This window comes from Streptomyces sp. NBC_01232 (genome assembly GCF_035989885.1).
Taxonomy (GTDB): Bacteria; Actinomycetota; Actinomycetes; order Streptomycetales; family Streptomycetaceae; genus Streptomyces.
In genome coordinates, this window is sequence record NZ_CP108518.1 from 6,785,640 (window position 1) to 6,800,965 (window position 15,326).

The window sequence follows — 15,326 nt, forward strand, 5'->3', positions numbered from 1 at the left end:
CAGTGACCATGAGCGAGTCCACCACGATCCGCTGGGAACAGGACGAGACCGGCGTCGTCACCCTGATCCTCGACGACCCCAACCAGTCCGCCAACACGATGAACCAGGCCTTCAAGGACTCCATCGCAGGCGTAGCCGACCGCGCCGAGGCCGAGAAGGACTCCATCCGGGGCATCATCTTCACCTCCGCCAAGAAGACCTTCTTCGCGGGCGGCGACCTCAAGGACATGATCCAGCTGCGCCCCGAGCACGCGCAGATCGCCTTCGACACCGGCACCGAGATCAAGCGCTCCCTGCGCCGCATCGAGACCCTCGGCAAGCCCGTCGTCGCCGCCATCAACGGCGCCGCGCTCGGCGGCGGTTACGAGATCGCGCTGGCCTCCCACCACCGCGTCGCCCTCGACGCCCCCGGCTCGAAGATCGGCCTGCCCGAGGTCACCCTGGGCCTCCTCCCCGCCGGTGGCGGAGTCACCCGTACCGTGCGCCTGATGGGCATCGCCGACGCGCTGCTCAAGGTGCTGCTCCAGGGCACCCAGTACACCCCGCAGCGCGCCCTGGACAACGGCCTCGTGCACGAACTGGCCGCCACCCCCGAGGAGATGCTGGCCAAGGCCCGCGCCTTCATCGACGCGAACCCCGAGTCGAAGCAGCCCTGGGACGTACCCGGCTACAAGATCCCGGGCGGTACGCCGTCCAACCCGCGGTTCGCCGCCAACCTCCCGGCCTTCCCGGCCAGCCTGAAGAAGCAGCTGAACGGGGCCCCCTACCCGGCGCCGCGCAACATCCTGGCCTGCGCCGTCGAGGGCTCCCAGGTGGACTTCGAGACCGCGCTCACCATCGAGGCCCGCTACTTCACCGAGCTGGTCACCGGCCAGACCGCCAAGAACATGATCCAGGCGTTCTTCTTCGACCTCCAGGCCGTCAACGCCGGCCGCAGCCGCCCGCAGGACGTCGCGCCCCGCAAGGTCCGCAAGGTCGCCGTCCTCGGCGCGGGGATGATGGGCGCGGGCATCGCGTACTCCTGCGCCCGCGCGGGCATCGAGGTCGTCCTCAAGGACGTCACGGCCGAGGCTGCCGCCAAGGGCAAGGCGTACTCCGAGAAGCTGCTCGACAAGGCGCTCTCCCGGGGCCGCACCACCGAGGCGGGGCGCGCCGAGCTGCTCGCCCGCATCACCACGACCGCCGACGCGGCCGACCTCGCCGGCTGCGACGCCGTCATCGAGGCCGTCTTCGAGGACACCTCCCTCAAGCACAAGGTGTTCCAGGAGATCCAGGACGTCATCGAGCCGGACGCGCTGCTCTGCTCCAACACCTCCACGCTGCCCATCACGGGCCTCGCGGAAGGGGTCTCGCGGCCGGTCGACTTCATCGGGCTGCACTTCTTCTCGCCCGTCGACAAGATGCCGCTGGTGGAGATCATCAAGGGTGAGCAGACCGGCGACGAGGCCATCGCCCGCGCCTTCGACCTGGTCCGCCAGATCAACAAGACGCCGATCGTGGTCAACGACTCGCGCGGCTTCTTCACCTCGCGCGTCATCGGACAGTTCATCAACGAGGGCGTGGCGATGGTCGGCGAGGGCGTGGAGCCCGCCTCCATCGAGCAGGCCGCCGCCCAGGCCGGATACCCGGCCAAGGTGCTCTCCCTGATGGACGAGCTCACCCTCACCCTGCCGCGCAAGATCCGCAACGAGAGCCGCAAGGCCTTCGAGGCCGAGGGCCGGACCTGGACCGAGCACCCCGCCGACACGGTCATCGACCGCATGGTCGACGAGTTCGGCCGCACCGGCCGCAGCGGTGGCGCCGGCTTCTACGAGTACGACGAGTCCGGCAAGCGCTCCCGCATCTGGCCGGGCCTGCGCGAACACTTCGGCAGCCCGGGCGTCGACGTCCCGTTCCGGGACATGAAGGAGCGGATGCTCTTCTCCGAGGCCCTGGACACCGTCCGCTGCCTCGACGAGGGCGTCCTCACCTCGATCGCCGACGCCAACATCGGCTCCATCATGGGCATCGGCTTCCCGGCCTGGACGGGCGGCGTGATCCAGTACATCAACGGCTACGAGGGCGGCCTGCCCGGCTTCGTGGCCCGCGCCCGCGAGCTCGCCGAGACGTACGGCGAGCGCTTCACCCCGCCGGCCTCGCTGATCGCGAAGGCCGAGCGGGGCGAGACCTACGCGGACTGAGCACGCCCGCCCCGGGCCCGCCCGCGAGCGGGCCCGGGGCACCGCCGCCTCCGCATCCCCGGCCGGCCGATCCGGTGGCCGGGGCAGGACGCCGTACGGCACTTCGTGAGTCCGGCAGTGGCCGGAAGGCGGCTCAGCCCGGTCCCGGCCGCCGCCGGGGACGCAGGGCCGCCCACTGCTCCAGGAAGCGGGCGGCCTCCGGGTCTCCCGCTTCGGCCGCCCGCCGGTACCACAGCTCGGCCTCGCTCCGGCCCCGGCGGGTGCGGATGAGCACGTGCCCGAGGTCCATCATCGAGTCGACCGAACCGGTCGCCGCGGCGCGCCGGAGCCAGGGCTGGGCCTCCTTGAACCATCCCGCCTCGGCCAGCAGGCCCCCGAGGGGTCCGGCCGCGCCTTCCTCACCGGCCTCGACCGCGCGCAGCAGCCAGAACTCGGCTCCGGCGGGGCGGCCGGTCCGGGCCAGCACCATCCCCAGATTGGCCATCGCCGAGGTGTTCCCGCCGTCGCACGCGACCCGCAGGTGCCCTTCCGCCCCGCGCAGTTCGCCCTCCCCGCACAGCCGCAGCCCCTCGGCCGCCGCCGCGCGGACCCGCTCGGGGTCGGTGCCGGGACGCATCCACCCCCGGTCACCGGCGGCCGGGCCCGACCCGTCCGGCCGGCCGCGACGGCGCATCCGTTTCAGCAGGCGCCGCACCGCCCGAACCCCGGGGACGCGGTCGGCGAGGGAGGACATGGCCATGAACACGAGGGTGGCCCGGACGTTCTCGGTCTCCCACTGGCCGGGGCCCAGCACCCTTTCGCAGTCGGCCAGGGCCTCGCGCACCATCTCGGCCCCCAGCGCTTCCCGGCCGGCGGCGAAGTAGGCGTCGCCGAGCTGGTGACCGATGTGCAGGGTGGCCGGATGGTCCGGTCCCAGCACCCACAGGGAGTACCCCAGTGCGGTCTCCAGGACCTCGGTGGCCGACCGGACGTCTCCGGCCCGCAGGTACGCACTCCCGAGCACGGCGCGGGCGGACACGGTGCTCCGGTGCTCCGGGCCGTGCTCCCGTTCGCGTCCGAGGACATCCGCCCGCAGCTGCTCGATGTCGTCGCGCGGCTGCTGGGTGAGCTCCGATGCGACGGCGGCGACGTCGGAGCGGACGTCCGCGGTCAGGGGGTGACTCGCCCCCAGGACCCGCTCGCAGTCGGTGAGGAGTGCCGTGAGCTGCCGGGCGGCCTCCGTCGCGTTCCCCGCGGCGTGCCGGGCACTGGCGAGGTGGTGGCGGGAGCGCAGGGTGTCGAAGTGGTCCGGGCCCAGAACCCTGAGGCAGTCGGCGAGCTGGGTCTCGAACAGGTCGGTGGCCCGGACCGTGTTGCCGCGTTCGTGGTGGGCAACGGCGAGGTTCCCGCGGGAGACCAGGGTGTCGGGATGGTCCGCCCCCAGCACCCGTTCCCGGTGGCCGAGGCTGGCCTCCAGCAGCTCGATGCCGAGGTCCGGGTTGCCGCCGGCGTAGGTGATGGAGGCCAGGTAGGCCTGGGAGGCCAGGGTCAGGCGGTGGTCGGGGCCCAGGATCTGCTGCTGGTCGGACAGGTTCGCCTCGAGCAGTTCACGGGCCCGGACCCGGTCCCCCGTCTCCAGTTGCGCGGCCGCCAGGTTGGCGCGGGCGTGCAGGGTGGCCGGAGCGTACGCCCCCTGCGTCCGCCCGTGGAAGTCGGCGATCCGGGAGCAGTATTGGACCGCCCGGTGCTGCAGGTTCTGGCTCCCGAGGAAGCGCGCGGCCGCCTCGAAGACGCCGGTCGCCGCGGCGTCGTCCTGCGCCGCGGTCGTGTGCGCGACCAGGGCGTCGGCGTGCGGCAGGAAGCACTGCCAGGCCTCGAGCCCGGCGTCGGGCGCGGGACGGGCCAGGGTGAGGAGGTCCACCGAGCGGGCGCGCGCCCGGGCGACGGCCTCGTCCTCGCGGTGCCGGATCGCCGCGTCGGGCGTGCGGAAGACCTCTTGCACGAGCCGGTGCACCGACAGCGAGCGGTCGAGGAAGTCGACCATGCGGTACGCGCGGAGCAGGCCCAGCGCATGGACGAGCGGTCCCTGATCGGCCATCGGCGTCAGGAGGCTGCGGGGAATCCCGTCGGGGGCGAACCAGGCCAGGGTCCTGAACACTTCGAGGGCGAGCGCGTCCTCCTCGGCGATCCGGTCCAGGGTCACGGTCCAGACAGCGGCGATCGTCCGGTCCCCGGGTGTCCCGGCAGCCGCTCCGCGAAAGGTTTCGGCGCTCCGGTGGTCCAGGAGGTCCAGATACTCACCCACGCCGATGCCGGTCTGGGAGAGGTACGCACCCGCCTGTGCGACGGCGAGGGGCAGGTGGCCCAGCCGTGCACTCAGCCGGGCCGCGTCGGGAAGTTCGGCGCGGCCCGAGGAACGCCGCAGCAGTTCCGTGGCGTCCTCGACCGGCATGGCCCCCAGCGTCACGGGCCGGTCGACCAGGTCCTGCCAGCCCTCGGCGAGGCGGCTGGTGATCAGGAAACGCCCGGTGCCCAGTGAACCGATCAGCTCCTGCACATCGGCCGGTGCGGCCACGTCGTCCAGGATCAGCAGCCACCCGTCGTGGCAGGCCAGCCAGCTCCGGGCCCACGCCGCGGCGTCGGGCAGGGGTGCGCTGTTCAGCTCGGGCACCATCCGCACGGCCAGCGCGGCCAGTCCGGCCTCGATCCGGTCGGGGCTGTCGGCGGTGATCCACCAGACGGGGCTGTACGCATCCTGTCGCATCTGGGCGTAGCGGCAGGCCAGCGCCGATTTGCCGACTCCGCCGAGGCCCGCGACGGTCTGGGCGATCAGTCCCGTTCCGGACTGCAGGACGGTGTGCAGATCGCTCAGTTCCCGCTCCCGGCCCACGAACCGGCCGGCGGCCAGGGCCGTGGGGGAGAGCCTGCCCGGACCGCCCGGCCAGCTCAGCGACGCCGCCGAGGGCAGGGGGTGGTGGTAGTTGTTGACCGTGTTGCTCGCCCCGTCGCCCAGGGAGATGATCCCGTGGTTGACCGAGACCTCGGCCCGTCGGCTCAAGGGTTCCACGCCGACGCTCAGCGATCCCCGACGGTGTTGGTGGCGTGGTCGCCCAGCGAGACGATGCCGGTGTTCTCCCGCACCGCGACCGTGCGGTCGCCGCTGACCGTGACCACCGGCCGGCCGGCCGCCGCGAGGAGTGCGGCCAGTTCCCCGGCCAGGGCCCCGTCGCCCTCGACCACTCTGACGATCTTCGCGCGGAGCAGTCCGAGGTAGTCGTCGTCCCCGGGGTGGGCGGCCACGTCCTCGACCGCCTCGACGATCTGGCCCTCGGACTGCGGGTCGCGCCGCAGGCGCGCGAGCAGGCGCTGCCCGAGACGCACCGTGGCGTCCGCCGCGGCGTCCTCCCCCCGGGTGAGCACCGCCGTGCCGTAGGCGCCGACCGCAGCGCCCACCGAGGCGACCACCGCGTCCACCATGGAACCGTCCACCGTGCGCCCTCGCTTCTCCCGGAATCGATGCTGCAGCCATGCTAACGAACCGTCCGGCGAGGGGTTTGACAGCGCCAAATCCCGCCGCTCATGGCCGATTTGGGCCGTTGATCACGCCGCTGCCCCCATCGGCCCGGGGGGCCGCCGGATACGCTGAAGGCATGAGTTTCGACGTCTTCGTGTGCCGGTTCGAGCACGGTGAGCCCGCGACGCTGGACATGCGCGCCGCGCACGAGATCCTCGGCCCCCATGTGGTGGCGAGGGACCCGGGGACGAACTTCCTGCTGGTGAGTACGGCGGAGGGGGAGGAGGCGGGCGTCTACGTGAACGGCCCGACCGGCATCACCTTCAACCGCTTCGGAGGCGACGGGATCATGGACCTCCTGGCCGTCCTGCTGCGACGGCTGGACGCCGTGCTCGTCGTCCCCGGAGGGCCGACCGTGGTCCGGCGGGACGAGGACCGCGAGCTCCTGCCCGCCGCCCTCAGGGACGAGTGGCCCGTCGTCGTGGCCCGTACCGGCGCGGAGATCGACCGGGCGATCAGAGCGGCCTAAGCCGTCGCCAGGTGGGCGAACAGGCCGTGCTGCCGGGCGTCGTCCGGGGCGGACCAGCCGGCCAGCACCTGCCCCCGTACGCCGTCGCCGGCAGGCGCGTCGCCGGGGAGCAGCACCCGGACGACGGCCAGGGTCCACACCGGGCGTTCCCGCCCCGCCGGCCCCACGGTGACCAGGGTCGCGTCCGCGGTGTCCGTCACCGTCCCCGGGCCGGTGAGGCCCTCCGGCACGCCGGCCGCCCCGGTGCGGACCTCGACCGTCGGGTCGGGGGTGTCGCTCGTGTTCTGGTCCTGGGCCGTCGCGCGGCCCGCCAGCAGGGCCAGCAGCTGCTCGACCAGAACCATGTCGCGGGTCCCGTCGTAGATCCAGCGCTGGCCCAGCGCACCGTGCTCGGACGTGCCGATCAGGGCGTCCCCGGCACCCTCCAGCGGCGCCCCGCGGTAGGTGAGCGGGACCAGGTAGTTCACCGGCGCGGCCCCGCAGGTGTCGGTGACCACCATGAACTCGATGCCCACCTCGCCCTCGGGGTCGTCGAGCCGGAAACCGCCGGCCCTGGCGAGCTGCGGGCCACCCGTGCCTCCCCGGTACCAGGGGCGCAGGGGCAGCCAGCCGGCGAGGAGTTCGAGCTTGCCGGGCGACATGGTGGTGCGGTGAATGACGGCCATGATCCACAACCTACCCCGCACGCCCGGGTGTTGACCGGCCGACCGGTGCGCCGTCCGTACGGGCGTCCGCCCCGTCCTCGGCGTCCGCCCCGCCGCCCCGAGCGCTGCCCCGGCCGTCGTCCGGGCTCCCTGGGTGTGCCATCTCATGACATGGGTTCCTCGCGGCAAGGCTCGGCGGCGTAGGACGTGAGGCGAGCGGCGAGCGCGATGACGAGGTCGCGGAGTTCATCGGGGCGCTCGATGACGAACGGCCGGTCGAGTGAGGCGAGTACCGAGGGCAACCAGTCGAGCCGCTCCGCCCGCAGCTCGACGCGCAGCCAGCGCTCGGTCGCGCGGTCCTCGCCGGCCGCGGACTCGTGCTCCTCCAGGCTCGCGACGCTGGCCGGAAGGTGGGCGCGGATCTGCTCGACTGTCCCGTGGATCCGCAAGGTCACCTCATGCTGGTATTCGGCCGTGGCGAACCCTGACAACACGCGCTGTTCCGGACCGGGACCCACTGGCGCTTCGAACGAGCCGGGCAGGGTCCGCGCGTCTGCGATGCGATCGAGCCGGAAGGTTCGGTCCTCGCCGGTCTGGGCGTCCTTGCCCGTGACGTACCACCGGCCCGCATGGGCGACGATCCCGTACGCGTGCAGCGTGCGTTCGCTGCGTCGTCCGTCACGGTCGGTGTAGCGGATGGAGACCGGTCGGTGGTGGCGCACCGCATCGGCGATCGTGAGCAGGACCCCAGCGTCCGGGGTGTCGAACTCGCCGGGCTGCTCCGTGAAGGCGAGAGCTTCCAGGAGGGTGTCGAGCCGACGGGCGATGTGCTTGGGCAGCACCCGCCGGATCTTCGCCGACGCCGTCTCGCTTGCCGTGCGCTCCGTCGTCGTCAACCCTGCTCGGCGGCCCGCGACCAGGCCGAGCACCACGGCCAGCGCCTCGTCGTCGCTGAGCATGAGCGGAGGCAGGCGGTACCCGGGAGCCAGCCGGTACCCGCCGTAGCGGCCGCGCACCGATTCCACGGGCACGTCGAGGTCGATCAGTTGGTCCACATACCGGCGCACGGTGCGCCCTTCGACGCCGAGACGGTCGGCGAGTTCGGCCACCGTCCGGGTGCCGCCCGACTGCAGCAGCTCCAGGAGTGTCAGCACGCGGCCGGTCGGTCGAGGCATGTTGGCACCCTAACGCGAATACAGGACCGATTCTGTCCACTATTTCTCCTAGCCTGCGACGAGCACGCCTCCAGCACAGCCAAGGAGATTCCCATGGACTTCGTCTCGATCCGCATCATCACCGGCGACGTCGCACGCCTCGTCGACTTCTACGAGCGAGCCACAGGGGCGCGGGCGACGTGGGCCACCGAGGACTTCGCCGAACTCCAGACCGCGGGCGCCACCCTCGCGATCGCCGGCACCCGCACCGTCCCGCTGTTCGCCCCGGGCTCTGCCCGCCCGGCGGACAATCACAGCGTGATCACCGAGTTCCTCGTCGATGACGTGGACCGCGTTCACCAGAACCTGACCGGCTTCGTCACCGACTTCGTCAACGAGCCCACCACGATGCCCTGGGGCAACCGGTCGCTGCTGTTCCGCGACCCCGACGGCAACCTCGTCAACTTCTTCACCCCCGTCACACCGGCGGCCATCGAAAAGTTCGCACGCTGACGCCACGCACAGCCGCTCACGCGGGAGCCCTGAGATCCCACGGCTCCCGGTGAACGCGGCCGCCGAGTCCAGGAGCGCCACCAGCAGGGGACATCGGAACGCACCGCTGACCCTCGAAGGACGTCTGCGCTTGTGTCTGCGGGTCGACGCCGGACGTCCGATCGCGCACGTCGCTGCTGGAGCCGGGATCACCAGCCGCTGCCCGGCGAAGTGGTACGCCCGCCGGCGCGCGCACGGCGAGGACGGACTGCTCGACCACTCCTCCAGTCCCGCCACCAGTCCCGCCCGCACCCCCGAGGACATCGCCGACCTGGTGGAGGCGCTGCGGCGGCAGACCAAGCACGGACCAGCCCGGCTCGCCGCCGACCTACAGCGGCTGCACGGCGTCACACTCGCGCCGGCGACCGTACACCGCATCCTGGTGAGGCGAGGACTGGGCCGGCTCCGGGACCTGGATCCACCGACCGGCGAGCAGCTGCGCGAGGTCATCCGCTACGAGCACGACAGGGTCGGCGACCTGGTACACGTCGACATCAAGAAGCTCGGACGCATCCCGACCGGCGGCGGCTGGCGGATGCACGGCGTCGCCACCGAGTCCGCCCGCGCCTCCAAACGCACCGGTCCCGGCACCGGCAAGGTCGGATACACGTACCTGCATTCGGCGCTCGACGACCACTCCCGGCTCGCCTGCACCGAGGCCCTGGACGATGAGAAGGCCGTCACTGCGGTCGCCTTCTGGAACCGGGCCGTTTCCTTCTTCGCCGCCCACGGCATCACGCGGATCCGCCGCTGCCTCACCGGCAACGGCGCGTGCTACCGGTCTACGACCTGGGCTGACGCCCTCGCCGCGACCGGTACGAAGCACAAGCGGACCAGCCCGTACACGCCGCGCACGAACGGGAAGGTGGAGAGGTGTAACGGGACGCTCACCCGCGAGTGGGCGTACGTCCGCGACTACACAACCGAGCATGAACGCCGCGTCGCACTCGTGGAGTTCGTGAACTACTACAACGACGAGCGGCCGCACGCAGCGCTCGGCGGCCGACCGCCCATCAGCCGGACCGCCGGGAGCGACTACCAGATCGTCTTCGACCAGCCGCCCGAACCACTCGCGGACATCCCGCAGCAGCTCACCTTCGAGGACTTCGCGTAACCAAGATCCGAATGAGACGACCTAGGCCTCCGGTTCCGAGACGAACGCCGCCCGGAGTTCCTCCCGCAGTGACCGCTGGAAGGCCGTCACCAGCGCCTGGACCACCATCGGCTGCATGTGCGCCGACAGCGCCTTCATCGACTCCACCCGCTCCGGATCGCTCTCGCCCTCCGTGAACGGCCCCCACACCTCGTCCCGGAACAGCGCCGTCAGCTCGTGCGCCGCCGCCCGGGCGTGCGCCACCAGTACCGTGCGCGCCGCCAGGATCGTCTCGTGCGCGATCGGCACGTCGAGCAGTGCGACCCCCAGCCGCAGCAGGCCCACGTCCACCCGGAACCCGTCCCGGGAGGCGCCGAGCACGTTCATCGCCGTCAGCCGCCCGACATCGGTGTCCGACAGGCTCCGCCCCGCCCGCTTCTCCAGCTCCTCCCGGGACACCTCCTGGGCCGCGTCCGGAGCCCAACTGGCCACCATCGCCCGGTGGATCGCCAGGTCGTGGGCGCTCAGGTCGTCCGGCAGCGCGTCCAGGTAGCGCTCGATGGCGGACAGGGTCATGCCCTGGTGCTGCAACTCCTCGATCAGGGCCAGCCGGGACAGGTGTTCCGGTCCGTAGTGCCCCACCCGACGAGGGCCGATCACGGGAGGGGGCAAAAGCCCGCGGGTGCTGTAGAAACGAACGGTGCGCACGGTGACGCCCGCCCTGGCCGCCAGCTCGTCGACGGTGAGCATCGGCTCGGGTGCCTGGTCGGCCATCGTCTGCGCCTCGCTCTCTGCTCCACAGCTTGGGTTCAACAGTATTGCTGTCGCACCAACGATGTGAAACGGCCAGGAGCTGCCCATGACCACGAACCTGCGACTGCCCGGACGACCCGAAGAGATCACCGTGCCGGCCCTGCTGGCCCGCAACGCCGCCGAGTACGGGGAGCTCCCCGCCCTCTCGTGGCGGTCCGGCCCCGACGCCGCCGAGTGGACGACCCTCACCTGGAGCGAGGTGCGCCGCAAGGTCGCCGTCCTCGCCTCCGGGTACGCCGCCCTCGGCGTCGAGCGCGGCGAACACGTGCTGATGATGATGGGCAACCGCCCCGAGCACTGGCTCAGCGACCTCGCCCTCGTCCACCTCGGCGCCGTGCCCGTCACCGTGTACGGAACCTCCGCGCCCGAGCAGATCGCCCACATCGCCCGCCACAGCCGGGCCCGGCTCGCGGTCGTCGAGGGCGCCCGCGAACTCCTGCGGTGGGAGCCGCTGCTGGCCGACGGCGCCGTGCCCCTGGAGCGTCTCGTCGTGGCCGAAGCGGCCGAGGCCGGCGCCCACTCCACCTACGGCTCCCTGCACGCGGGCGGCGCCCGCCTCCACCGCGCCGACGCCTTCGAGAAGGCCTGGCAGGAGACCCGCCCCGAAGACCCGCTGACCGTCGTCTACACCTCCGGCACCACCGGCGACCCGAAGGGCGTGCGGCTGACCCACCGCAACCTCATGCTCCAGGCGATCCGACTGGACCGGCACGTGGACCTGCCCGAGCACGCCGAGCACATCTGCTACCTGCCGTTCGCGCACATCGCCGAGCGCGTCCTCGGCATCTACCTGCCCCTGCTGCGGGCCTCGCACGTACGGCTGTGCGCCGACCCCGCCGCCGTGTCGGGGGCCGTCCGCGAGCTGCACCCGGTGCAGTTCTTCGGCGTGCCCCGGGTGTGGGAGAAGCTCGCCGCCTCGGTCCGCGCGGTCCTCGCGCAGCTCCCCGAGGAGCAGCGCTCGGCCATCGAGGCCGCGAACGACCTGGCCCGCGCCCGGGCCGCGCACCTGGAGCGCGGCGAGGAGGTACCGGCCGAGCTCGAAGCCTCGTACGCGGGGGCCAAACAGCAGGTGCTGGACCCGCTGCTGGGGCTGGCGGGCATGGACCGGCTGATGTGGACGGCCAGCGCCACCGCGCCGATGCCGATCGACGTGGTCCGCTTCTGGGCCGGCTGGGGCATCACCATCATGGACGCCTGGGGACTGACCGAGACCTCGGGCGTGTGCACGGTCAACAGCCCGGACGGCTTCCGGCTCGGCTCGGTGGGCCGCGCGATCGAGGGGCTGGAGCTGAGACTGGCCGAGGACGGGGAGATCCTCACCCGGGGGGCGACCGTCTTCGGCGGCTACCTGCGGCCGGACGGCTCGGTGGAGAGCGCCTGCGACGACGAGGAGTGGTTCCCGACGGGGGACATCGGCCGGCTCGACGAGGACGGGTACCTCTGGCTGACCGACCGCAAGAAGGAGCTGATCATCACCTCGAACGGAAAGAACGTCTCGCCGGCCCTGGTGGAGAACACGGTCAAGGAGCACCCGCTCATCGGGCAGGCCCTGGTCCACGGCGACGGCCGTTCCTACCTCGTCGCCCTCCTGGTCCTGGACCCGGAGCTGGCCCCGGTCTGGGCCGCGGCCCGGGGCATCGAGGCCGCTTCCGCGGCGGAGCTCGCCGCGCACCCCGCCGTACGCGAGGAGATCGCCCGCGCGGTGGAGGCGGCCAACGCCCGGCTGAACCGGACCGAGCAGATCAAGCGGTACCGGCTGCTGACCGAGGAATGGGGTCCCGAGACCGGGGAGCTCACGCCCTCGCTCAAGCTCCGCCGCCGGGTGGTCCGCGACAAGTACGGCGCACTGATAGACGGCCTGTACGAGGAGCCGTACGAGGAGCCGTACGAGTCCGCGTAACCGGACGCACCGGTGCGGTGAGCGGGACTGAGCCCACCGCACCGGTGCTCCGACCACCCAGACCCCCGCTCTCTCCCCCCGCCCCCGCCCCGCCCCGGTGAACCGCCGCGCAGGTGACCTGCGGCCTTCGTGGGCCGATATGGGCTTAAATCTGGAGTGCATGACGTTTTGTCACGCTCTTCAGGTCCAGTCCTCCGGGGAAGGGGGCTTCGTTGCCGGCCGATCAAGGTTCCCGCACGGACAAGGTGGTCTTCGGGGTCACCGCGGGCCTGACCCTCGCCTTCGTGCTGTGGGGCGCCGTGGCCACCGATTCGCTGGAGAGCGTGTCGAGCCACCTGCTCGAAGGGCTCATCCACAACGGCGGCTGGGCCTTCGTGCTCGCCGCCAGCGCCTTCGTCGTCTTCGCCCTCTGGCTGGCGATCAGCCGCTACGGCAGGATCCGCCTCGGCCACGAGGACGAGGTCCCGGAGTTCCGTACCGTCTCCTGGGTCGCCATGATGTTCAGCGCCGGCATGGGCATCGGGCTCATGTTCTACGGCGTGAGTGAACCCCTGACGCACTACGAGGTGCCCCCGCCCGGCACGCATCCGGCCGACTCCGCCGAGCGGATCCAGACGGCGATGGCCACCACCCTGTTCCACTGGACGCTCCATCCCTGGGCCATCTACGCCGTCGTCGGGCTCGCCATCGCCTACAGCACGTTCCGCCGCGACCGCCGCCAGACGATCAGTGCCGTGTTCGAGCCGCTGATCGGGGCCCGGCACGCCCACGGCGGGGCCGGCCGGGTCATCGACATCGTGGCGATCTTCGCCACCCTCTTCGGATCCGCCGCCTCACTGGGCCTCGGGGCGCTCCAGATCGGCAGCGGGATCCAGGAGCTGGGGTGGATGGAGACGGTCGGCACCGCGCTCCTCGTGGGCGTCATCGCCGTCCTGACCGTCGCCTTCGTCGCCTCCGCGGTCTCCGGCGTGGAGCGGGGCATCCAATGGCTGTCGAACATCAACATGGTGCTCGCCCTCGTGCTCGTCGTCTTCGTGTTCATCGCCGGGCCGACCATCTTCGTGCTCGACCTCCTGCCGACGTCCCTGGGCGCCTACCTCGGAGACCTCCCCCAGCTCATCGGCCGCACCGAGGCCACCGGCGCCGGCGAGGTCGCCGACTGGCTGGGCAGCTGGACGGTCTTCTACTGGGCCTGGTGGATCTCCTGGACCCCGTTCGTCGGCATGTTCATCGCCCGGATCAGCCGCGGCCGCACCATCCGGCAGTTCATCGGCGGCGTCATCCTCGTACCGAGCACGGTCAGCCTGCTGTGGTTCTGCGTCTTCGGCGGCACGGCCATGAAGCTCCGGGAGAGCGGCGACCTCCCCCGGGAGAGCACCCCCGAGGGGCAGCTCTTCGGGCTGCTCCAGCAGTTCCCCGCCGCCACGGTCATGAGCCTGCTGGTCATGGTCCTCGTCGCGATCTTCTTCGTCTCCGGCGCGGACGCCGCCTCCATCGTGATGGGCACGCTCTCGCAGAAGGGCGTCCTCGAACCGTCCAGGCCGGTGATCGTCTTCTGGGGCGTGGTCACCGGCGCCGTCGCGGCGATCATGCTGCTCATCGGCAACGGCGAGGGCGACGCGCTCGCCGGACTGCAGAACCTGACGATCCTGGTCGCGGCACCGTTCACCCTGGTCATGATCGGTATGTGCGTGGCGCTCATGCGCGACCTGCGCCGGGACCCGCTCATCATCCAGGACGAACAGGGCGAGGAGGCCGTGGCCGTGGCCGTGGCCGCGGGCCAGGAGGAGTACGACGGCGAATTCGAGATCCGCATCGGCCCGTCCGGCGGTCCGGACGCGGACGCGGCGCAGTCGTCCTCCGCGTCCCCGCCGCCCGACGGCCGGTCATGACGGCGCGCCTTCGGACCGGGCCGCGCCGGCCCGGCCCGGCCCGAAGGCGAGGCCGGCGGCCTAGCGTCCGATCAGCGGGTAGTGGTCGGAGAGGTTGTCGTAGGTGTAGGACGTGCCCCAGCTGGAGACCGTCCAGGGCGCCGACTGCTCCTTCACCACGTTGTTCTCCCAGCCCGCCGGGCGGGCGTTGCCCTTGCGGTAGAGGACGTAGTCCAGGTCCTCGCGCGGGTCCGTCGGGTAGCGGTATTTCGCTATGGAGTTCAGCGCGGTGTCGAAGGAGTACGGGTGACCCGTGCGCGTGTCGGAGTCGGCCAGGTCGGCGTTGGCGAGCAGGCTCGCGTACTCGGGCGTGCGCGAGTCGACGTTGAGGTCGCCCGCCACGATGACCTGCTCGTTCGCGGGGATGTTCTTCCCGTCGAGGAAGGCGTCCACGGCCCGGAACTGACGGGCGCGCATCTCGGCGGCCTGGCCCGCGCCGCAGCCGGGGTCGGTGGACTGGGCGTGCGTACCGACCACGTGCACCCTGGTGCCGTTCACGTTCAGCACGACGTAGGCGAAGCCCTTGTTGGACCACCAGTCGGCGCCGCAGGCGTCCTTGTAGACGACCTGCTCCTTGCGGAGGATCGGCCACTTGCTCAGGACCGTGACGCCGCCGTCCTCCGGGGTGGTGGAGGAGTACGCGCCGCCCGTGGCGTCCCAGCCGCTCTTGCTGCGGCCGACGACCGGGGTCTGGTACGGGTACTGCGCGGCGGAGTTCGCCTTCAGCGCGTCCGAGGAGCTGTTGTCGAAGGCCTCCTGGAGGACGACCACGTCGTGGCCCTTGTAGAAGGACGCCTTGGGGATCTCCGCGGCCCGGTGGTCCTGGCCCCAGTTGGGGTACAGGTTCTTGCTCATCAGGAACACGTTGTACGACAGGACGCTGAGCCGCGGGGGCGCGGCGCTCTCCGCCGCCGTGGCGGACGGGGCGGTGGTGACGGCCAGCGCGCCTGCGGCGACCGCGGCGACGGCCGTGGCGGCGGCGCGGCGCGAGCGGGGCGAGGAAAGCAGCATGAAGGTCTCCATCATTCCTGCAGGGG

Annotated in this window: 12 protein-coding genes; 6 read left to right on the forward strand and 6 right to left on the reverse strand. The window is 71.8% G+C overall.

From position 1 onward, the window contains the following. Positions 1-8 precede the first annotated feature (8 nt). Complete coding sequence (locus OG444_RS31265) at positions 9-2,180, forward strand: 3-hydroxyacyl-CoA dehydrogenase NAD-binding domain-containing protein (protein ID WP_327265348.1); 2,172 nt, start codon at positions 9-11, stop codon at positions 2,178-2,180. A 133-nt stretch (positions 2,181-2,313) separates the two neighbouring features. Here the strand turns inward: OG444_RS31265 and OG444_RS31270 are convergent, their stop codons facing one another. Both OG444_RS31270 and OG444_RS31275 read right to left on the reverse strand, forming a co-directional pair. Further along, on the reverse strand, positions 2,314-5,226 hold the full coding sequence (locus OG444_RS31270) for a tetratricopeptide repeat protein (protein ID WP_327265349.1): 2,913 nt from the start codon (positions 5,224-5,226) through the stop codon (positions 2,314-2,316). A gap of 8 nt (positions 5,227-5,234) precedes the next feature. Next, entirely contained in the window at positions 5,235-5,648 is a 414-nt protein-coding gene (locus OG444_RS31275) for a hypothetical protein (protein WP_327265350.1), read from the reverse strand. A gap of 161 nt (positions 5,649-5,809) precedes the next feature. Between OG444_RS31275 and OG444_RS31280 the strand changes: the two genes are divergently transcribed. Beyond that, positions 5,810-6,202, forward strand: coding sequence for a hypothetical protein (locus OG444_RS31280; protein ID WP_327265351.1), 393 nt, complete (start codon positions 5,810-5,812; stop codon positions 6,200-6,202). Here OG444_RS31280 and OG444_RS31285 read toward each other — a convergent pair. After that, positions 6,199-6,867, reverse strand: a complete 669-nt coding sequence (locus OG444_RS31285; RefSeq protein WP_327265352.1) for a maltokinase N-terminal cap-like domain-containing protein — start codon at positions 6,865-6,867, stop codon at positions 6,199-6,201. The two genes, OG444_RS31280 and OG444_RS31285, sit on opposite strands and share 4 nt — an antisense overlap. Before the next feature lie 143 nt (positions 6,868-7,010). Then, the gene (locus tag OG444_RS31290) at positions 7,011-8,021 is read right to left on the reverse strand and encodes a helix-turn-helix transcriptional regulator (RefSeq protein ID WP_327265353.1); all 1,011 of its coding nucleotides are present in this window, start codon (positions 8,019-8,021) and stop codon (positions 7,011-7,013) included. A gap of 93 nt (positions 8,022-8,114) precedes the next feature. Here OG444_RS31290 and OG444_RS31295 point away from each other — a divergent pair, with 93 nt between their 5' ends. Further along, positions 8,115-8,513, forward strand: coding sequence for a VOC family protein (locus tag OG444_RS31295; protein WP_327265354.1), 399 nt, complete (start codon positions 8,115-8,117; stop codon positions 8,511-8,513). Positions 8,514-8,562: 49 nt separating this feature from the next. Continuing rightward, positions 8,563-9,666 (forward strand): IS481 family transposase, encoded by a 1,104-nt coding sequence (locus OG444_RS31300; RefSeq protein ID WP_327265355.1) that lies wholly within the window; start codon positions 8,563-8,565, stop codon positions 9,664-9,666. A 21-nt stretch (positions 9,667-9,687) separates the two neighbouring features. On the opposite strand, the gene OG444_RS31305 is transcribed toward OG444_RS31300, so the two are convergent. Further along, on the reverse strand, positions 9,688-10,419 hold the full coding sequence (locus OG444_RS31305; protein WP_327265356.1) for a MerR family transcriptional regulator: 732 nt from the start codon (positions 10,417-10,419) through the stop codon (positions 9,688-9,690). Positions 10,420-10,504: 85 nt separating this feature from the next. Between OG444_RS31305 and OG444_RS31310 the strand changes: the two genes are divergently transcribed. Beyond that, positions 10,505-12,358: an AMP-dependent synthetase/ligase gene (locus OG444_RS31310; protein WP_327265357.1), complete on the forward strand. Its 1,854-nt coding sequence runs from the start codon at positions 10,505-10,507 to the stop codon at positions 12,356-12,358. A 212-nt stretch (positions 12,359-12,570) separates the two neighbouring features. Next, a complete protein-coding gene (locus OG444_RS31315) occupies positions 12,571-14,250 on the forward strand; it encodes a BCCT family transporter (RefSeq protein ID WP_327265358.1) in 1,680 nt (559 codons plus the stop codon). A gap of 60 nt (positions 14,251-14,310) precedes the next feature. Here the strand turns inward: OG444_RS31315 and sph are convergent, their stop codons facing one another. Beyond that, complete coding sequence (gene sph / locus OG444_RS31320) at positions 14,311-15,300, reverse strand: sphingomyelin phosphodiesterase (RefSeq protein ID WP_327265359.1); 990 nt, start codon at positions 15,298-15,300, stop codon at positions 14,311-14,313. Positions 15,301-15,326: the final 26 nt, after the last annotated feature.

Coding starts and splice junctions, on each gene's coding strand:
- OG444_RS31265 (WP_327265348.1), top strand. CDS start 9: ATGAGCGAGTCCACCACGATCCGCTGGGAACAGGACGAGACCGGCGTC.
- OG444_RS31280 (WP_327265351.1), top strand. CDS start 5,810: ATGAGTTTCGACGTCTTCGTGTGCCGGTTCGAGCACGGTGAGCCCGCG.
- OG444_RS31285 (WP_327265352.1), bottom strand. CDS start 6,867: ATGGCCGTCATTCACCGCACCACCATGTCGCCCGGCAAGCTCGAACTC.
- OG444_RS31290 (WP_327265353.1), bottom strand. CDS start 8,021: ATGCCTCGACCGACCGGCCGCGTGCTGACACTCCTGGAGCTGCTGCAG.
- OG444_RS31295 (WP_327265354.1), top strand. CDS start 8,115: ATGGACTTCGTCTCGATCCGCATCATCACCGGCGACGTCGCACGCCTC.
- OG444_RS31305 (WP_327265356.1), bottom strand. CDS start 10,419: ATGGCCGACCAGGCACCCGAGCCGATGCTCACCGTCGACGAGCTGGCG.
- OG444_RS31310 (WP_327265357.1), top strand. CDS start 10,505: ATGACCACGAACCTGCGACTGCCCGGACGACCCGAAGAGATCACCGTG.
- sph (WP_327265359.1), bottom strand. CDS start 15,300: ATGCTGCTTTCCTCGCCCCGCTCGCGCCGCGCCGCCGCCACGGCCGTC.